This is a genomic window from Streptomyces sp. A012304 (assembly GCF_026008495.1).
GTDB lineage: Bacteria > Actinomycetota > Actinomycetes > Streptomycetales > Streptomycetaceae > Streptomyces.
Genome location: NZ_BQUN01000039.1, coordinates 1 through 18,606, shown reverse-complemented (window position 1 = coordinate 18,606; position 18,606 = coordinate 1). Strand labels below are relative to the sequence as shown.

Sequence of the window (18,606 nt, the reverse complement as noted above, 5' to 3'; positions counted from 1 at the left end):
ATAGATCGAAAACATTCGCTGGACCGATTGTAGGAAGGGGCCGCACCCTGATCGTGTGTCCGACAAACCCTCCTCCCTCCGTCCGCTGCCGTGGCTCGCGCGCCCCGACGCCCGAGCCTGGCGGTGCGAGCCCGCGCCCGCCGAGGTGCGCGACTTCCACTCCTCGCTGCCCGACTACGCGCCCACCCCACTGACCGAACTCCCGGCATGGGCGGCGGAGTGGGGAGTCGGCCGGGTCTTCGTCAAGGACGAGTCGTCCCGTCTGGGGCTGCCCGCGTTCAAGGCGCTGGGCGCGTCCTGGGCGGTCCACCGGATCCTCGCCGAGCGGGCGGCGAACGGCCCGGAGCGCGGCCCGATCACCCTGGTGACCGCCACCGACGGCAACCACGGCCGGGCGGTGGCCCGTATGGCACACCGCCTCGGGCAGGACGCCCACGTCTTCGTTCCCCAGGGCGTGCATCCACGGGCCGTGGCGGCCATCGCCGCCGAACAGGCGAAGGTCACCGAGGTCGCGGGGCCGTACGACGAGGCCGTGCGCCTGGCGGCCGAGGCGGCTGCCGCGCCGGACACGGTCCTGGTCCAGGACACCGCCTGGCCGGGTTATGAGCGGATCCCGGGGTGGATCGTCGAGGGCTACTCCACGCTCTGCGCCGAGATCGACGAGCAGCTGGCGGCCGAAGGGGTCGTCGCGGGCCCCGACCTCGTCTGCGTACCGGTGGGCGTGGGCTCGTTGGCCCAGGCCGTGGTCACCCACTACCGCAGCCGACCCTCCGGGCATGCCCCGGCGCTGCTGTCGGTGGAGCCGGAGGCCGCGCCCTGCGTCCTGGAGAGCCTCACCCTCGGCGAACCCGTCAGCGTCACCACGGGGGAGACGACCATGGCCGGGCTGAACTGCGGCACCCCGTCCAGCATCGCCTGGCCCCACCTGCGCGGCGGGCTGGACGCGGCGGTCGCCGTCACGGACGCCGACAGCGCCCGCGCGGCCGCCGATCTGGCCGCTGCCGGGGTCTCCTCGGGCCCCTGCGGGGCCGCGGCGCTCGCCGGTCCGCGCGCGGCGCTCACCGGCGTGGGAGCCGAGGAACGCCGTACGGCGCTGGGGCTCGGCCCCACCTCGGTGGTCGTCCTGCTGAGCACCGAGGGCACGGCCGCCAACCCGCACTCCGGCGCCGACCACTGAACACGCGAAGGGCTGCCGCTCCGCCAGCCCCTGGCGGGCCGGCCCGGTCAGCGACGGTCCACAACCCGGAGACCGCCGTCTCCCGCACCGGGCTGCCGCCCGCCTCGGCCCGGCCGGCCCGTACCCGCCACCCGCCTCACCGTTCCGGCAACCCACCAAAGACGCACGCGGCCACCGAGTACGTCGACCTCGCCTCACTGGACCGCCTCACCGACATCTGCACCGCCACGGTCACCGGCCTCTGTTCCTGAGCCCACCGTCCCGGTGGATCGGTGTCCCCGCACCGGTCAGGGGCGCGCCGGTACCGCCCTGGCGTGCCGCGACGATCTCCACCGCGATGGACACGGCGGTCTCCTCGGGCGTGCGGGCACCGAGGTCGAGGCCGATCGGCGAGCGCACGCCGGGACAGCTCCGCCTCGCTCACGCCGGCCTCGCGCAGCCGCCGCTCGCGGTCGGTGTGGGTGCGGCGGGAGCCCATCGCGCCGATGTAGGCGACCGGCAGCGGCAGGGCCGCCTTGAGCAGCGGGACGTCGAACTTGGCGTCGTGGGTGAGGACGCACAGCACGGTCCGCTCGTCGGTCGCCGTCCGCTCCAGGTAGCGGTGCGCGGGGAGGTGCGCGCGGGCTCGGTCGAGCGTGTCGCGGTGCCGCTCACCGCCGCGTTGCAGGGTTTCGTCACGCTCATGGTGAGTGGCGCGATCACCGCCGACCGGATCGGGCAGAGCCTGGACGACACGGTCGCGGTCCTCCTGCGGGGCTATGCGCCGTGAGCCGTACCGGCCGCGGGAGCCGTACCGGTCACGGCGTCCGGAGCCGCGCCGCTCACGGGATCCGTACCGCTCAAGGCGTCCGGAACCCGCGGAAGGTCACGTGTGTGCGGCTTTCGAAGCCGAGCCGTTCGTAGAGCGCGATCGCGGCGGTGTTCGCCTCGGCCACGTGCAGGAAGGGCCGTTCGTTCCGGGCCAGTATCCGTGCGGCGACCGCGCTCACCAGGCGGGCGGCGTGGCCTCGCCCGCGTGCCTCGGGTGCCGTGCAGACGGCGCTGATCTCGGTCCATCCCGGTGGCCTGAGCCGTTCGCCCGCCATGGCCACCAGCCGGCCGTTGTCACGGATGCCGAGGTAGGTGCCGAGTGTGTGGGTGCGCGGCCAGAACGGCCCCGGCTGGGTCCGCGCCGCGAGGTCGAGCATCTCGGGCGCGTCGGCCGCACCCAGTTCGACCACCTCGGCGTCGCTCGCGGTACGGGTTTGACCGGATCGGTCGCTGCCGGGCCAGATCATCTGCCGGCCTTCGAGGACGAAAACCGGCTCCCAGTCCGGTGGCGGGGTCGCCCGGCAGCTGAACATGTCGGCGAATTCGCCTCGGCCGAGCAGCCGGGCGAGGTCGGCCCAGTCCGTCGAGTCCGCGGCGGGGGACACGGCCGAGAAGGTCGCGACGTCCGGCAGGTAGGTCGCGGCACGGCCGACCCGGCGCGCGAGGTCCGCGTGGTGGCCGCGCAGTGACTCGCCCACCGGGTCGTCGAGTACGGCGGTGTCCTCGCTCCGCATTGTCTGTGCCCTTCCGGATTGCCGATACGATTTCGGGATACACCATATCCCCGACGGGGATTCCTGCCGGGGCGGGTCCGGAAACGCCCCGCTCCTTGCCTGGTCAGGGCCACTGGTCATATCCGCATTCACCATGACTCGCTACCGGGATCCCCGGGGGCGCCTTACGGTGCGACAGAGCGATGCGCGCGATATTCCGTGGATATCCGCGTCCCTTTTTGTCTCATTTCATTTCGAGGAGAGAATGCCGTGTCCCGGGATGCCGACCGTGCTCACAGGGCCGCACAGGTGGCGGAGCCCGGGGCCGCCGTGGCGGTCGTCCCGGTGCGGGAGCGGCCACCCCGGGGTCACGCGCTGAGGCCCCGCGGCGTGGTGTCAGATGGCCTCGCGGACGGCCCGCTCGAAGTCCTCGACATGACTGCGGGCCAGCCGCGCCGCCTTCGGGGGGGCGGCGGCGGGGACACCACCCGAGGTGCCGCACCGCGCCGTCGTGGCCGCTCCGAGGAACTCCTCGATGGGTGAAGGGCCCGCGACCATCCGGGCGTCGCCCCGCGTGGCGTGCGTCCGGCCGTGGCGCCCGTGATGTGCCCTGAGGTGTCAGGACGGCTCACCGCGAAGGAGACACACGGAATGTTCGGAGAATCGCAGGCGTTCAGCGGCTTCTCGGTCGACGACCTCGGCGAGGCCCGCCGGTTCTACGGGGAGACGCTCGGCCTGCCGGTGGAGGAGTCCGGGCAGGGGGACATGCGGATGCTGACCCTCAAGCTCGGCAGCGGCACGCAGGTCTTCGTCTATCCCAAGGAGTCGCACACCCCCGCGACGTTCACGATTCTCAACTTCCCCGTGGCGGACATCGAGGCAGCCGTCGACGAACTGGAGCGGCGTGGCGTGACCCTTGAGCGCTACCCCGGCTTCGACCACGACGAGAGGGGCGTCGTGCGGGTCGGCGACGGCGGCCCCGCGGCGATCGGCTGGTTCACCGACCCCGCCGGGAACGTCCTCTCCGTGCTCCAGGAGAACTGACCGGTCGAACCCGCCCGGGGGCGGCGTCTGCCTCATCGGGCAGCGGTGGCTGCACTCGCGTGAGCAGCCGCACGCCTGTACCGGGCGGGCGCACTGAGGCAGTGTCAGGGTCGAAGAGGTCTGCCGCTGGACGTCCCAGGGAGCGAGGATGCCCGACCACGTACACGACCACGAGCACGATCACGACCACCAACAAGCCGGCCACAGGCAGCCCCAGAGCGACGACTCACGGCTGTTCAAGGCGGCAGCCGCGGGTCGCCCCGATGTTCTGGGCCCCTCCGGCATGGGCACGCTGCAGCGCGCCGTCGGCAACAGCGCGGTGGGCGCCATGCTGCAACGGGAGCAGGACGATGAGACCCCCGCGACCCCCTCGCCGCAGCGCTCGCCCGTGCACGACGTCATCGGGTCCGGCTCCGGGCAGGCACTCGGCGCCGATGTCCGCTCCGACATGGAGGCAAGGCTCGGCGCGGACTTCTCCGACGTGCGGGTGCACACGGGCGACGCGGCGCACGAGTCCGCGAAGTCCGTCGGAGCGCACGCCTACACCGTCGGCAACAACGTCGTCTTCCAGCGGGACGCCTACGACCCGTCGTCCCATGCCGGGCGCACGACGATCGCCCATGAACTGACCCACGTGATCCAGCAGCGCAGCGGCCCGGTCGACGGGACCGAGGCACCCGGGGGCATCCGGGTCAGCGACCCCTCGGACCGGTACGAGCGGGAGGCCAGCGCGAACGCCGAACGTGTGATGTCCGCCCCGGCCCCGGCCGCACAGACCGCGGAGGGGGCGGCGGCCGCCTCCGGGCCGTCCGTAGCGGCCCAACGGCAGTCCGAGCAGGAGGGCGAGGAACCCGCCGACGTGCAGGGGCTGTTCGTGCAGCGGGCCGAGCAGGAGGACGAGGAGCCCGCCGACGTGCAAGGGCTGTTCGTGCAGCGCGCCGAGCAGGAGGACGAGCAGCAGGAGGAGCCGGGCGACGCATGACGGGTACGGCCCCCGGGCTCGTGCCCGGGGGCCGTACCCGCTCACCGTCCCTGACGGCTTCCGTCCCGCTCGCCCGAACGCCTGACCGGCAGGCCCCGCTCCCGTCGGCCGGGTCAGGCCGCGGAGGGGGAGGGGCTCACGCTGGGCGCCTGCCGCAGCGTCCCGCCGACCAGCACCGACCCGTCGCACTGGGCTGGCGCCGGACCGCCCACGGGCCGCCCCACCGCGCTGCACGTCACCGTCATGGTGATCTGCCCCCCGGCGGGCACCACGATCGGGGTGACGAAGTGGTAGTCCTGGTCACGGAAGTTCTGCAGCGCGAGCCTCAGCAGGGTCCGGCTGCCGGCGGCGATGACGACGGTGCCGGAGTCGCCCTGCGGGTTCTGCACCACGAGGTCCGTCAGGTCGAACACCTGACCGGCCGGGACGCGGTACACCGTGCCGGACGTCGGTTCGCCGCCCACCGAGTCCTTGACCTCGGCCTGAGCGCTGCGCGGGTCGCCCGCACCCCCGCCGGCGCTCACTCCCGTGCCACCGCCGCCGCTTCCTCCCGTGCCCGCGCCGCCGGTGCCTGCGCCCGTGCTCCCACCCCCGCCGGTGCCTCCGCCCGTCGATCCCGCCGCGGTACCGGAGCCGGGCGCACCACCACCCGCCGGATCCTGCCCCGATCCGGCGGAGCCCGCCGACGCTCCGGACGAGCCGGCGCCGCCCGCGGCGGCGGACGCGCTGGGGCTGGGCGACAGCACGGCGGCCACCTGCTTCTTGGACTCCTCCCGCGCCGCCGACCGCACCACCGGGCGCAGCATGGCGAACCACAGGATGGCCAGGACCACCGCCATCGCCACCACCGCCGCCAGGGCCCGCGGCAGCCAGCGCGGCAGTATCGCGTCCTGCTGGTAGGTGCCGTCCAGGAGGACCGACTCGTGCGGCACGTCCCCCGTGGGCATCGCCACCACCTGGAACGGGTGCACGACGGGGGCGCCGCGCCACAGCCGCCGCGCCGGACGCGCGGTGAGCCGCGACAACTCGGCCGCACCCGGAGCCAGCTCGACGGTCTCCCGGGCGAAGCCCAGCCGCACCCGGGAGCTGTCGCTCTGGGCCGCCAGCTGCACCGTCATCGGGATGTTGCCGCGGTTGTCGACGGCCACGTCCGTACGGCCGCGCCAGGCGCCGTCGAACCCACGGGGCACCAGCTCCCCGGTGATCTCGGCGAACGGCAGGACCGTGACGACGCCCTCGGGGACCACCGCCGTGTCGGGGGCGCTGGTGGGCACCACCCGCACCCCGAACGGGACGTCCCCGGCCGGCACCTCCGAGCTTCGGGGCGGGCTCAGCGTGAGGACCGCGGTGCCCGTACTGTCCGGATAAAGCGAAAGGCTCGTCGGTTCGACGGTCGCCCAGGCCGCTGCCGGGCCCACGACCTCGAAGCGATACTCCTCCACCGTGCTGCCGGAGTTGCGTATCTGAAGGGGGACGTCGGTCCGCCCACCAGGCTCGGCGGTCACAGCGGTCGTGTCCAGGCTCGCCGCAGTTGTCATGATCGGCACCATAAGGTCGTCGGCGGTGTCCGGCAGGGGCCTCACAGGAAGACTTTCGGGAAGCTGAGGTGCCCATTGACGCCTTGTTGACTTTGCGTGGAGTCGCCTGCCGCATACTGCTCGACGCGCCGCGATGCGCTCGACCAGGGGGGAGACTGGTGTGGACCGGATAGTTGTGTGCCTGCGCGCGGATGACCCGATCTCGAGAGCGGGGGTGGCCACGCAGCTGCGGCCCCGGCCGGAGATCCGGCTCCAGGAAGAGGGGGAGGAGCCGGCCGCCGCCGTGATGGTGGTCGTCGTGGACACCATAGACGAGGAGTCGCTGCGGACCCTGCGCCACATCCGGCGGACGACGGAGGCCCGGGTGGCGCTGATCGCCACCCGCATCGACGACCAGCAACTGGTCGGTGCCGCGGAGTGCGGGGTGGCGGGCGTCCTGCGCCGGTCCGAGGCGACGCCCGAGCGGCTGGTACAGGTGATCAACGCGGTGGCCAGGGGAGAGGGAAGCGTTCCGGCGGACCTGCTGGGCCGCTTGCTGGAGCAGGTCGGCCAGTTGCAGAGCCAGGTACTGGCGCCGCGCGGCCTGAACTTCAGCGGGCTCACCGACCGGGAGATCGAGGTCGTCCGACTCGTCGCCGAAGGGTACGACACCGGGGACATCGCCTCGAAGCTCGCGTACTCCGAGCGCACCATCAAGAACATCCTGCACGACCTCGTCACCCGGCTGCACCTGCGCAACCGCTCCCATGTCGTCGCCTACGCGCTCCGGCAGGGGCTGATCTGAAGGGGGACCGGTCCGAAGGGCGGCCGCCTCGGTGGGGAGAGGCGGATTGCCCGGAGGGGCAGACGGCTCTTCCCCGAGGCGTGTCCCCTGCACCGCTCCGTCCGGGAGCGGTGCCGGGGACGGTTGGGCGACGCCGATCTGGGAGGGGATGTCGTGCGGTTGTTCCGACTGCGGGCGGGCCTGATGGCCTCGGTCCTCGCGCTCGGCGCGGTAGGGGCCGGAGTCTCGGACACGGCGCCGCGGGCCCGGACGGCGGCTTCGTCCTCCTCGCCGTCCCCCGACACGCCGTTCCCTGACACCGCGTCCGCTGACACGACATCACCTGACACCGCGTCCGCGGACACGCCTTCCTCGGCCGCGGACGCCTCGGTCCCGGTGTCCCCGGTCACGCCGTCGCTGGTGGAGCAGTCGCTGAACCCCGGTGCCTCGATCACCGTCGCCAAGCAGGTGCGGACTCCGGTGGTGCCGCCCAAGCCGGATGTCGTCCTGCTGGTGGACAACACCGGCAGCATGAGCGGTGCCATCACCAACGTGAAGAACAACCTGCCCACGATCGTCAGCCAGGTCTTCGAGGCGCAGCAGGAGTCCCGGTTCGCCGTCGCCAGCTACGGCGACGCGAGGGACGCCGGTGGAAGCCGGCTCTTCTTCCTGCACCAGGCGTTCACCGCAGACCGGAGCGCCATCCAGCGCGGCGTGAACGCCCTGACCGCCTCCGGCGGCGGCGACACGCCGGAGGACTGGGGCAACGCGCTCCACGAGGTGGCGACCGGGGTCGGCGGCCGGAACACCTTCCGGGACGGCGCCAGCCCCATCGTCGTCCTGGTCGGTGACGCCTCCACCCACGACCCCAGCGCGGGGCACCGGTTCGCCGACGTCGTCAGAACGCTCCAGAACCGCGGTGTGAAGGTGCTCGCCGTCGACGTGACCAGCTCCAGCGACGGACTCGACGGCCAGCGGCCCAGCGACGGCGACTACGAGAACGGCCAGGCCACCCTTGTCACCCGGTCCACCGGCGGTACGTATCTCCAGGGCATCAACCCGGGTCAGGTGTCGAACGCCATCGTCCAGGGCCTGACGAACCTGCCCGTCACCGTCAGCCACCAGCTCGTCGACTGCGACAGCTCGCTGGGCGTCTCCCTCTCTCCGCCCAGCCTCCAGGTGACCAGCGGCCAGACCGCCTCCTTCAGCGAGGTGATCACGGTGTCCCCGGACGCACCGCAGGGCTCGACGCTGGCCTGCACGGTCCAGTTCGCCCTCGGTCCGACAGCCGAACCGGCCTACCGGCAGCAGATCCGCATCACCGTCAACGACGTGACCGCCCCGTCGGTGACCGTCGACGACCGTACGGTGGAAGCCGCCGGCCCGGACGGCGCGGTCGTCGACTACCCGGCCGGCGCGCGCGACAACGTCGACGGCGAGGTGCCGGTGTCGTGCGAGCCGCCGTCCGGGACGCGTTTTCCCATCGGGCGGACGACGGTCACCTGCACGGCGACCGACAAGGCGGGCAACACCGGGCGCGACACGGCCGTGGTCACCGTCGTCGACACCACCGCGCCGGTGGTGAGCGTCGACGACCGCACCGTCGAGGCGACCGGTCCCGCCGGCGCCGTGATCACGTATCCCGCCACGGCCACGGACCTCGTGGACGGCGACGTCCAGGTGGTGTGCGATCCGCCCCCCGGCTCGACGTTCCCGATCGGGAAGACCACCGTCACCTGCACGGCGACCGACAAGGCGGGCAACATCGGGAAGGACACGGCCGAGTTCACGGTGACCGACTCGACCGGCCCCGTCGTCACCGTCGAGGACCGCACCGCGGAGGCGACCGGCCCCGCAGGCGCGGTCGTGGAATACCCCGCGTCGGCGCGGGACACGGTCGACGGGACGGTGCCGGTCACCTGCGAGCCGCCGTCGGGTTCGGTGTTCCCGATCGGCGGGACGACGGTGACCTGCACGGCGACCGACTCCCGCGAGAACACCGGCACGGACACCGCCGTCATCACCGTCGTCGACACGACCCCGCCCGTCGTGACCGTCGACGACCTGACGGTGGAGGCCACCGGTCCCGACGGCGCGGCCGTGGACTACGTCGCCACCGCGGTCGACACCGTGGACGGACCGACGAACGTCACCTGCGCACCGCCCCCCGGCTCCACCTTCCCGCTCGGGGAGACCACCGTGACCTGCACGGCGACGGACGCGCACGAGAACACCGGCGAGGACACCGCCGTGATCACGGTGGTCGACACGACCGCGCCCGTGGTCACCGTGGACGACCGCACCGAGCGGGCCACCGGCCCCGCCGGCGCCGTCATCGAGTACACCGCCACGGCCCAGGACATCGTCGACGGACCCCTGGCCGTCACCTGCACGCCGGTGTCCGGTTCCACCTTCCCGATCGGGAAGACCACCGTGACGTGCACGGCGACCGACAAGGCGGGCAACACCGGTACCGACACCGCCGTCCTCACCGTCGTCGACGACGGCAAGCCCGTCGTCCAGGTGGACGACCGGACCGTACGGACCCTCAGCCGGGACGGCGCACCCGTCGGGTACATCGCCACCGCCCGGGACATCGTCGACGGCGTCCTCCCCGCCACCTGCGTCCCGCCCTCCGGTTCCACCTTCCCGATCGGGAAGACCACCGTGACGTGCAGGGCGACCGACAAGGCGGGCAACACCGGTACCGACACGGCCGTCGTCACCGTCGTGCTGATCCCGCCCGTGCCGGTGGCGCCCTCCGCCGACCTCGCCGTGACCGCCGCCGCCGGCCCGCAGCCCGCCTTCACCGGCGGGACCGTCACGGTGACGTACACCCTCACCAACGCCGGACCGGACGCCGCCAAGAACGTCGTCCTGACCGCCGGGACACCCGTGCCCGTCACCGTGGTGAGCGCCCAGGACCGCTGCACCGCCGCCCGCCCCTGCACCCTGCCCGCCGGCGGCCGGATCCAGGTCACCACCCGGCTGTCGTACGACAAGGCCGTCAGCGGCACCGTGACGGCCCGGGTCGCCGGCACGCCGACCGACCCGCGCACCGCCAACAACACCGACACGGTCCGGCTCCGCGTCCTCAAACCCGTGTTGACCGTCGGGCCCGTCGTCGCCCGGCTCGGCGACGTCGTCCTCGCCGAGGGCCGCGACTTCCCGGCCGGAACCGTCGTGCGACTGACGTGGAGCCAGGGCATCACCGCCGCGACGGTTCCGGTGAGGGTGGGCGCCGACGGGACGTTCCGCACCCAGGTCCTCGTCCTGCGCAAGGACCGGACCGGACCACGGCTGCTCCGCGCCACAGGACCCGGATACGACCCGCTCACCGCGAGGGTCCTCGTCGTGCCCCGCAGCCTCCAGCCACCCGACTTCATCGGCCGCGGATGACCAGGACGGAGACGGAACCGTGATCCACGAGGTGGACGCCGCACTGCGCGCCCTCGTCAAGGACGACGCCCTGGGCGGCACACAGGTCAGCGTCGTGTTCGACGCGCCCACCCGCGACTGGGCGGCCAAGGTCAACGCCCCCACCGTCAATCTCTACCTCTACGACATCCGGGAGGACATGCGCCGCCGCTCCCGAGGCCTGTCCAACGAGTACGACGCGCGCGGCACCGTCGTCGCCCGTCATCGCCCGCCCCGGTACTTCAAGCTGTCCTACCTGATCACCGCCTGGACCCGGCGCCCCGAGGACGAACACCGCCTGCTGTCCTCCCTCCTGCTGTGCCTGCTGGAGAGCGACGCCATGCCCACCCACCACTTGACCGGCTCACTGGCCGAGCTTCCGTTGCCGGTGCCGATGACGATCGCGCTGCCGCCCCCCGAGGACCGGTCGTTCTCGGACGTGTGGAGCGCGCTCGGCGGGGAGCTGAAGCCCTCCCTCGACCTCGTGGTCAGCGTCCCCCTCGTCGGCACGGGAGTCGTTCCGGCGGCGCCGCCGGTCACCGAGGAGGGCGGCCTGCGACTCGGGCTGGAGGACACCGGGCGCGCCGGCCAGGGCCGCACCGCGGCGCGGGAAGCCGGCCCGGCGGACGAGCCGGCGGCGCGTCGCCCACGGCCCGCGCGGTCCCGGCGCGTCCGAGAATGAGCAGCGGCGGCTGCCGGACGCCCCCGGCGGCCAAGGCTGCGGGGGGATCCGGCGCGGACGCTTGCGAGCGCCGCGTTCTTGGTCGCGCCGAGGCCGGGAGGCCGATGCTTGGGCCGCGGTCGGGAGGCCGACGGTCGGGACGCCGATGCTTGTGCCGAGGTCGGGACGCCGATGCTTCTGCCGCGCGGTCAGGACGCCGGCGGTCGGGTCGAGGTCGGGAGGCCGGTGGTTGTGCCCGGACCAGCAGGCCCGCCGGGATTTCGGCGCGGGCTCGTGAGTGCCGTGCCGCACTCGCGGTCGTACCGGGACCCGGCGCGGCACCGCGCCCCGTGAGGAACGCGGGCGACCACACGGCCGGCGGCCACGCACGACCCGACCCGCGACATCCCACCCGCACACACCGAGTGGAGCGAGGAGCATCCCATCGCCGAGAACCCCAGCCTCCGCCACCTGCTGGACCGGGTGGTCCTCGTCGAGGAACGGGTACGCCGCGCCGTCGCCGCCCGCAGGCAGACCGACCCCAACCCCGACGACGCCTTCCGGGGCCTCTACCTCACCGACGAGTCCGTCCACCGCCTCCTCGACACGCCGCCCCGCCCCGCCGCCCCCGACCACACGGACGCCGCCCGGCACGCCGAGGCCGAGACACGGGCCGACACCGCCGACCCGCCCACCAGCCTGCGCCGCCTCACGGCCGGCCTGGGCCTGACCGACCTCGACGTCGAGATCCTGCTCATCGCCCTGCTGCCCGATCTGGACGCCCGGTTCGAATCGTTCTACGGCTATCTCAACGACGACGTCACCCGGCGCCGGCCCTCCATCGGCGTGGCTCTGGCGCTGTGCGGACTGTCCCCGGCGGACGCCTCCGCCCGCGCCCGCCTCGGCGCCACCGCGCCGCTGCTCTCCGGCGGCCTGCTGCTCATCGAGGACCCGGACCGCCCCTTCCTCGGGCGCGCCCTGCGCGTACCGGACCGGGTCACCGCGCACCTGCTCGGCGACGACACCCTCGACCCCCGGGTCGCGGACCTGCTGCACCCGGCCCCGCCCGTACCCGGCGTGGGTGACGCCGCCCCGCTGGCCCGGGCCCTGGCGGCCGAAGTCCCCCTGGCCTATCTGCGCGAGGACCAGGGCGGCGCGGGTCTCGCCCTCGCCGCGACCGCACTCGCCCGGGCCGGGCGCCCCGCCCTCGCCCTGGACCTGGCCCGCCTCGCCCGCGACCCGGCCCCCGCGGACGCCGTGCGCACCGCCGTGCGCGAGGCCCGGCTGACCGGCGCCGGCCTGGTCTGCGCCCCGGTCGACGCCCTGGACCGGGACCGCGAACGGGTCGCGCTGCTACGGCAGCTGACGGACGCTCCTGTCCCCGTCGTCCTCGTCGGCCGCACCCCGTGGGACGCCGCCTGGTCCACGCGGCCCCCGCTGCTGCTGCGCGCCCCGCGCGTCGAGCCGACCGAGCGAGCAGCGCTGTGGCAGGCCGCGTACGGGCAGCATCTTCCGGCCGGCTTGAACCTCCCGAACCTCCTTGCCCCCTTCCTCCTCACCCCCGAACAGATCACCCGCGCCGCCCGAGGCGCCGCCCAGAACGCCGTCCTGGACGGTGACGAGCTGCGCCCCGAGCACGTACGCCGCGGCGCCCGGGCCCAGAACTCCGCCGGCCTCGACCTGCTCGCCCGCCGTATCGAACCCGCCGTCGGCTGGGACGACCTCGTCCTGCCTCCGGACTCCCTGACCCAGCTGCGCGAGCTGACGGCCCGCGCCCGCCACCGCGACGTCGTGCTCGGCGAATGGGGCATGCGACCCGGAGGCGCCCGTGGCCGCGGCGTCGTCGCCCTGTTCGCGGGGGACTCCGGCACCGGCAAGACCATGTCGGCGGAGGTCATCGCCGCCGACCTGGGTCTGGACCTCTACACCGTCGACCTGTCGACCGTGATCGACAAATACGTCGGCGAGACCGAGAAGAACCTCGAGCGCATCTTCTCCGAGGCGGCCGGGGTGAACGGCGTCCTCCTCTTCGACGAGGCCGACGCCATCTTCGGCAAGCGCTCCGAGGTCAAGGACGCCCACGACCGCTACGCCAACGTCGAGAGCGCCTACCTCCTCCAGCGCATGGAGTCCTTCGACGGCCTCGCCATCCTCGCCACGAACCTCCGTGCCAACCTCGACGACGCCTTCACCCGCCGCCTCGACCTGGTCATCGACTTCCCCGTCCCCGACTCCACCCAGCGCCTCGCCCTCTGGCACCGCTGCCTGGCCCCCCTCCTGCCCGGCGCCGGCGACCTCGATCTCCCCTTCTGCGCCGACTCCTTCGAACTCGCCGGCGGTAACATCCGCTCCATCGCCGTCACCGCCGCCTACCTCACCGCAGAGGCCGGCTCACCCCTGACCATGCGACAACTGATCCACGCCATCCAACGCGAATACCAGAAACTGGGCCGCCTGACTTTGGCCAGCGAATTCGGCCCGTACGTCGATCTGCTCGTCCTGTGACCGACCGGAGGAGGACCGCTGTGCGCGCGCACGACGAACGACTGACGGAACAGGGCCGGGAGCGGACCCACCGCACAGGCCGGCCGTACGAGTCGCCCGTCGCCGCCCTGCTGGCCCTGCAGCGGACGGCCGGGAACGACGCGGTCGTGCGACTGCTGACGGCGCAGCGGGTGCCGGAGCGTACCGTCCGGGAGAAGCGACACGCGGTCAGCAACTCCCCGTACGGCAACCGGCCGCGGTCCGCCCGGCAGCAGGCCCAGCAGGGCTTCGACCCGGACGCGCCCCGGGCCCCGGAACTCCCCAGCCGGGGCCCGCGAGACGAAGTCATCTGGAGCGGCACCAGGGACGACATCGGTTTCACCCCGGCGACGGTGAACGCCGTACTGGCCGCGGCGCCCAGCCAGAACACGAACGGGCGGACCGAGTACCAGTGCGCGCAGTGCGCCAGGTACATCCCCCAGCTCAGTGACAAGACGGCCGCGGATGGCAACCGCTACGTCACCATCGACCACGCCACGGAGATCATCGCCTACGTCCAGGCCAACGCGACGGCGGTGACCTGGCAGGTCGACGGCCGCACCGTCAGCGCGATCACCCGCGCGGAAGCGAAGCGCTGGGCCAACGACGTCAACAACTTGCGCGTCCTCTGCGCCCAGCCCTGCAACGGCGGCACCCGCGCGGCCCACAGCGCCAGCCGGCACTACGACACGAACAGGGCGGTGTGGTGGGCGTCGTAGGGTCACCCCCTGTCAAGTCTTGACGACCCACACTCGGCTCCGCAGAGATTTCCATGGCCTCGGGGTCGGAAGTCGGCACCACCGCCGGACCGCGCGCCCTCAGAGCGGTCGCCGCCACGACGGCGTACTTGTGGCTGTGCAATCCCGCTTCCGCGAGCGCGGCAAGGGCGTCGGTACGAGCACTGAGCCTAGCCTGCTTCCCGAGCGAACAGCTTGTGGACTTCCTCTGGTCCCCGCTGCAGGACCGCCTCCAGTTCGGCGGGGCCGATTTCCGCGTGACCCGCGTCCGGCGTGTCGGTGAACGCCAGGCCAGGCCGACACAGGAGGTAGCTGTTGCCCTGCCGGAAGTAGTCGAACGGCACCCCGGCGGCGTAGAGCTTGCGGGTGATCTGCCACTCCTGTTCCTCGGAGACCGTCACGGTTTCCATGCCCCGCTGCCGCAGCTCGGGCACCACCTCGCGATAGCTCTCCTCGGAGAGCGGATTGCCGGTGAGAACGACCTCGTACAGCTTGGGCAGCTCGGACCGCAGGGCGGTGATGTCCTCGATGGCGTTGAGGGGCAGTTGGAGGCTGCGGATCGTGGGCAGCGTCTGCACCGCGCTGATGTCGGCGAGCGCGCTGAAACGCATGGAGAGCGACGCCAGCCGCGGGTGGCCAGCCAGCGCCGCGAGGTCGCCTCCCCCGTAGCCGACCACGTGCAGCGTTTTCAGCATGGGGAAACGGGCGAGGTCGCCGAGGTCGCGGGGGAAGAGCACGGCCAGGGTGTCGAGCTGGGCGAGGTCGTCGTCGCTGAAGGGCGGATTTCTCTGTAGCCGGCGCTGAACAGCCTCTTCCACCTGGGGTTCGAGGAGCGGCATGGATCAGCTCACCTCTTTCACAGCGTCGTTGGCTTCTGCGAGGTTGACCATGATGGCGTTGAAGTTGGCTGTCTGCTCAGCACCGAGCTGCCGGACGGTCATCGGGACTATACCCGCGGCGGTCTTCACGAGCGCCGCGACCGGCTTGTCGAGGAACTGTGGATCATGATTGTCGAGGTTCCCGTTCCAGATCAGGGGGTTGTTCGCGTCCTGCATCTGGGCTCGCAGGGCACTCACATACTGCAGGGCGCTGCCCTGGTGCTGGTTGAAGATGTCGCGCAGCCTGTTGTGGAAGGCTTCCTGGCCGTTGGTCAAAGTGAATTTGTACTTGGTTTTTCCGCCCTCGACGTATTGCTGCCAGAGGGCGCCGGAATGGCCGTTGGGTGACACGCCCTGGATGGCCCAGATGACGTGCTCGGTCTTCGACCGCAGGGCGTGGTGTAGCGCCACCCAGCGGGCCGCTTCGAGCTTGTCGCCCCGCGAGAGGTGGCCCATCGCGCGCACGAGAACGGCCGGGATGTAGTCGGTGGGAATCCACTCGTGCTTGCCGGAGTCGGCCCGCCGGAAGAGGTCCATCAGGTATTCCTTGGACGGCTTGTGTTTCGCCCACAGGTCGAGAACCCTGGTGTTCCATTCCGAGCTCTCGGTGGCGACGAAACGCAGGAAGCCGATGATGCCGTCCTTGGCGTTGACGATGGCTTCGAGGTCCTTGTTCACCCCGGAGCCGGAGCCGGGCAGCGGCGCGAACTTGCCGTAGGGGCCCGCCGCCACTCCGTATCCCATGGTGTTGACCTGGTTCGTGGCGTCCGCCGAGCGGCCGGCGCGCGGCATCTTGAGTTCTCGCAGCGCGGCCTCGCCGAGGGCCCGCAGCATCTTCTCGCGCAGTGGCCCGCCGCCCTTGAAGGCGTGGTTGTAGAAGCTGGCGGTGTCGGCGGCGGTGCCCGGGTTGTCTCCCTTGCCGCTTCTCCGGCGGGGCTTCTCCTTGAAGTAGCCGAGCAGCTGCTTTAGGACGGCCTGGTTGGTGAGAAGCTCCGTAGCCTCGGCGGGGAGGCTTGCGAGTTGGACCGGAGGGTCGCCCCACACCGGCTCCTCATCGACCTCGGTCACCCTCAGCGTCTTGTTCCACGCTTCCTGCGCCTCCTTGGAGAAGGTCGCAGCGTGCGCCGGCAGTGCTTGGCGGATCATCTCGAGGTAGCGGGCGTCCGAGGGGTCCTGCGTCTCCTGCGAGTTCTCCTCGCTGTCGCGGGCCTCGACGCCGAGCCCGACCTCGTCGGTCGGGTTCACCGTTCCACGCGCCGACCAGCTGCCGCCCCGGACGACCGGTTCCAGGGAGGCCATGCCGTAGCGGACCCGGATCGCCGCGAAGGCCGCGCGCAGGGCGGCCTGGCTGAACCGGCCGTTGCTGTTCAGGCGCTGGGCAGCGGACCGTGCGGCGGCGAGGCCCTTGGCCAGGCGCTGCCGCTTGCCCTCGGGACTGTCGTCGCCCCCACGGATCTTGCTCTTGAATTTGGCCCACAGCTTCTTCGCCTTCTTCGCGATGAAGTCGACGATCCTGTCGATGGCCTTGTTGACCGGCTTGGCGACCGCCTGGAAGACCTGTTTGACCTTGCCGGCCAGGTTGCCGACGCCCAGGAGGGCGGCGAGGAAGCCGATGAGGACCGGGATGGAGGCGGCGAGGGCGCCTTCGATGAGGGCGGGGACGCCGCCACCGCCGCCGCTCGCGATGGCGACGACCGCGTCCAGGATCGAGTTGACGAACTGGATGATCTGGGCGCCCTGGGTCACCACGAAGGTGACGATGTCGATGATGCCCTTGACGGCGCGGATGAAGGCGGAGGCCGGGTTGAGCAGGGAGATGATCCAGGTGATGCCGGCGACGATGACCGTGGGGATCAGGTAGGAGGTCAGCTTCTCCAGGATCGTCGACTTCAGGTCTCCGACCTCGGCCTTGATGTGTTCCACCGCGCCTGCCGGGCCCTCCTTCTGGAGGGCCTGGGCGACGGGGACGGACTGTTCGGCGGCGGTGACCGCCTGGTCGGGGACGCCCTTGCGGGTGATGCGCGCGCGGATGTTGGCCCAGGTCAGCCCCAGCATGCCGGCGATGAGCTGGATGATGCCCTTGAGGTCGAACTTCGCGGGCAGGTTGAGGCCCGCGCCGGCGGCCGTGCCCAGCAGCCAGGAGACCAGGCCCTTCTTCAGATGGTCGGCGATGTTGCCGATGAACTGCCTCAGACCGGCGCCGACGGCGGTGACCAGGTTGCGGAGGAACCCGATGGGGTCCTTGATGATGCTCATGACCGCGGCGGCGGCTTTCGCCAGAACGCCGAGCAGCATGTTCTTCAGTTCGATGATGGTCTGGATGACACCGACGACGGCGTCCTTGGCCTTGGCGATGAGACCCTTGTTCTCCTCCTGGAGCTTCTTGATCTCGTCGTCGACGGCGTTCAGCGCCTGCGTGTACTTCTGGGCGAGGTCCTGGACCAGTTGATCCGATTTCGCGTTGACGTCGGCTTCCAGCCCGTCGAACTTCTCCGTGAAGTCCTTGGCGGCGTCCTGGCCGAACTTCTTCAGATCGGCGGGCAGACGGTCGACTTCGGCCTTCAGCTCGGCCCGGCCCTTGGCGATCCGGTCCTTCGCCCTGCCGAGTTCGGTACCGATGACGTCGGCGATGGAGGAGATGACCTGCTGCATCTGCGCGACATAGAGCTTGCGTGACTCCTGGAAGAGCTGGTTGGCCTCCTCCGGCATGCCCGCGAACTTGTCCTTGACCCATTTGAGTTTGCCGGTGAAGCCGGAGTAACGCTTGTCCTTGTAGGCGTCCATCCGGCGCTTGTGGTCCGCCGTGAACGCGTCCCGCGCCGCCTTCTCGCCGGCGTTGAACTTGTCGTCCACCAGCTTGTCCAGGCCCGACAGGGTGCTCTCGACGTCGGTCTTGGTGGCGTCGAAGACCTTCTGCAGACGGGCGGTGACCTCCGCCCGCTTGCGTTCGTCGGCCGACTTGCCGGCGCTCTTGCCCGCGTCGACCTGTTTGCCGACGGCGGCGCGGGTGGCGGCCAGTTCGCCCATGGCCTGCGTACCGGTCGCCGCGGCGCCTTGTCGGGCGGCGGCGAGTTGCTTGGCCTCGGCCCCGCGCGCCGCGCCGGGGGCGGTGGCCGAGTGCTGCTCGCCTTCCTTCTTCGCCGCCAAGGCGTCGGTGAACTGAGGCTCGTTGCTCTTGGCGAGCTGGTCCTCGGTGACCTGGGCGTCGGCCATCTGCTGGTCGACCTGCTGCGGGCCGCCGGAGAAGTCGGTGACCGCGTCCGGCTGCCGGGCCGGAACCGCGCCCGCCGGGTTCGGGGCGCCGGGGGCGGGCGGGGGAGCGTCGGGGGTGAGGGGGGTGACCGGCTTGTCCTTGGCCTGGGA

The 18,606-nt window shown here is 71.9% G+C and carries 13 protein-coding genes and 3 pseudogenes; 9 read left to right on the top strand and 7 right to left on the bottom strand.

All coding sequences use genetic code 11. The features are described 5' to 3' along the window. Window positions 1–55 precede the first annotated feature (55 nt). Window positions 56–1,177: a diaminopropionate ammonia-lyase gene (locus tag ALMP_RS09240; RefSeq protein ID WP_264925796.1), complete on the top strand. Its 1,122-nt coding sequence runs from the start codon at window positions 56–58 to the stop codon at window positions 1,175–1,177. Between the two features lie 231 nt (window positions 1,178–1,408). Here the strand turns inward: ALMP_RS09240 and ALMP_RS09235 are convergent. Continuing rightward, window positions 1,409–1,781: pseudogene (locus ALMP_RS09235) on the bottom strand (XdhC family protein); the annotation flags it as partial. Between ALMP_RS09235 and ALMP_RS09230 the strand changes: the two are divergent. After that, complete coding sequence (locus tag ALMP_RS09230; protein WP_264925795.1) at window positions 1,722–1,946, top strand: hypothetical protein; 225 nt, start codon at window positions 1,722–1,724, stop codon at window positions 1,944–1,946. The pseudogene ALMP_RS09235 and the gene ALMP_RS09230 overlap by 60 nt on opposite strands. Before the next feature lie 70 nt (window positions 1,947–2,016). Here ALMP_RS09230 and ALMP_RS09225 read toward each other — a convergent pair whose 3' ends face one another. Together ALMP_RS09225 and ALMP_RS09220 are read right to left on the bottom strand one after the other, a co-directional pair. After that, complete coding sequence (locus tag ALMP_RS09225) at window positions 2,017–2,721, bottom strand: GNAT family N-acetyltransferase (protein ID WP_264925794.1); 705 nt, start codon at window positions 2,719–2,721, stop codon at window positions 2,017–2,019. A gap of 375 nt (window positions 2,722–3,096) precedes the next feature. Beyond that, window positions 3,097–3,258: a hypothetical protein gene (locus ALMP_RS09220; RefSeq protein ID WP_264925793.1), complete on the bottom strand. Its 162-nt coding sequence runs from the start codon at window positions 3,256–3,258 to the stop codon at window positions 3,097–3,099. Window positions 3,259–3,351: 93 nt separating this feature from the next. Here ALMP_RS09220 and ALMP_RS09215 point away from each other — a divergent pair, with 93 nt between their 5' ends. Continuing rightward, the gene (locus tag ALMP_RS09215; protein WP_264925792.1) at window positions 3,352–3,744 is read left to right on the top strand and encodes a VOC family protein; all 393 of its coding nucleotides are present in this window, start codon (window positions 3,352–3,354) and stop codon (window positions 3,742–3,744) included. 148 nt (window positions 3,745–3,892) lie between these two features. Next, on the top strand, window positions 3,893–4,726 hold the full coding sequence (locus ALMP_RS09210; RefSeq protein ID WP_264925791.1) for a DUF4157 domain-containing protein: 834 nt from the start codon (window positions 3,893–3,895) through the stop codon (window positions 4,724–4,726). 113 nt (window positions 4,727–4,839) lie between these two features. Here the strand turns inward: ALMP_RS09210 and ALMP_RS09205 are convergent, their stop codons facing one another. Beyond that, window positions 4,840–6,264: a hypothetical protein gene (locus ALMP_RS09205; RefSeq protein ID WP_264925790.1), complete on the bottom strand. Its 1,425-nt coding sequence runs from the start codon at window positions 6,262–6,264 to the stop codon at window positions 4,840–4,842. A 214-nt stretch (window positions 6,265–6,478) separates the two neighbouring features. Between ALMP_RS09205 and ALMP_RS09200 the strand changes: the two genes are divergently transcribed. From ALMP_RS09200 to ALMP_RS09180, 5 genes are all read left to right on the top strand, one after another. Beyond that, window positions 6,479–7,048 carry a response regulator transcription factor gene (locus ALMP_RS09200; RefSeq protein WP_264925789.1) on the top strand — a complete coding sequence of 190 codons (570 nt, stop codon included), beginning with the start codon at window positions 6,479–6,481 and terminating at the stop codon, window positions 7,046–7,048. Between the two features lie 153 nt (window positions 7,049–7,201). Continuing rightward, window positions 7,202–10,426, top strand: coding sequence for an HYR domain-containing protein (locus tag ALMP_RS09195; RefSeq protein ID WP_264925788.1), 3,225 nt, complete (start codon window positions 7,202–7,204; stop codon window positions 10,424–10,426). 19 nt (window positions 10,427–10,445) lie between these two features. Further along, window positions 10,446–11,126, top strand: a complete 681-nt coding sequence (locus tag ALMP_RS09190; RefSeq protein ID WP_264925787.1) for a DUF4255 domain-containing protein — start codon at window positions 10,446–10,448, stop codon at window positions 11,124–11,126. A gap of 423 nt (window positions 11,127–11,549) precedes the next feature. After that, entirely contained in the window at window positions 11,550–13,610 is a 2,061-nt protein-coding gene (locus ALMP_RS09185) for an ATP-binding protein (protein ID WP_264925949.1), read from the top strand. A 20-nt stretch (window positions 13,611–13,630) separates the two neighbouring features. Further along, complete coding sequence (locus ALMP_RS09180; protein ID WP_264925786.1) at window positions 13,631–14,347, top strand: hypothetical protein; 717 nt, start codon at window positions 13,631–13,633, stop codon at window positions 14,345–14,347. 58 nt (window positions 14,348–14,405) lie between these two features. On the opposite strand, the pseudogene ALMP_RS44345 reads toward ALMP_RS09180, so the two are convergent. The 3 genes and pseudogenes from ALMP_RS44345 to ALMP_RS09165 all read right to left on the bottom strand — a co-directional run. After that, a pseudogene (locus ALMP_RS44345) lies at window positions 14,406–14,516 on the bottom strand (DNA-binding protein); the annotation flags it as partial. Window positions 14,517–14,535: 19 nt separating this feature from the next. Next, window positions 14,536–15,204, bottom strand: coding sequence for a hypothetical protein (locus tag ALMP_RS09170; protein ID WP_264925785.1), 669 nt, complete (start codon window positions 15,202–15,204; stop codon window positions 14,536–14,538). Between the two features lie 3 nt (window positions 15,205–15,207). Further along, a pseudogene (locus tag ALMP_RS09165) lies at window positions 15,208–18,606 on the bottom strand (hypothetical protein); the annotation flags it as partial.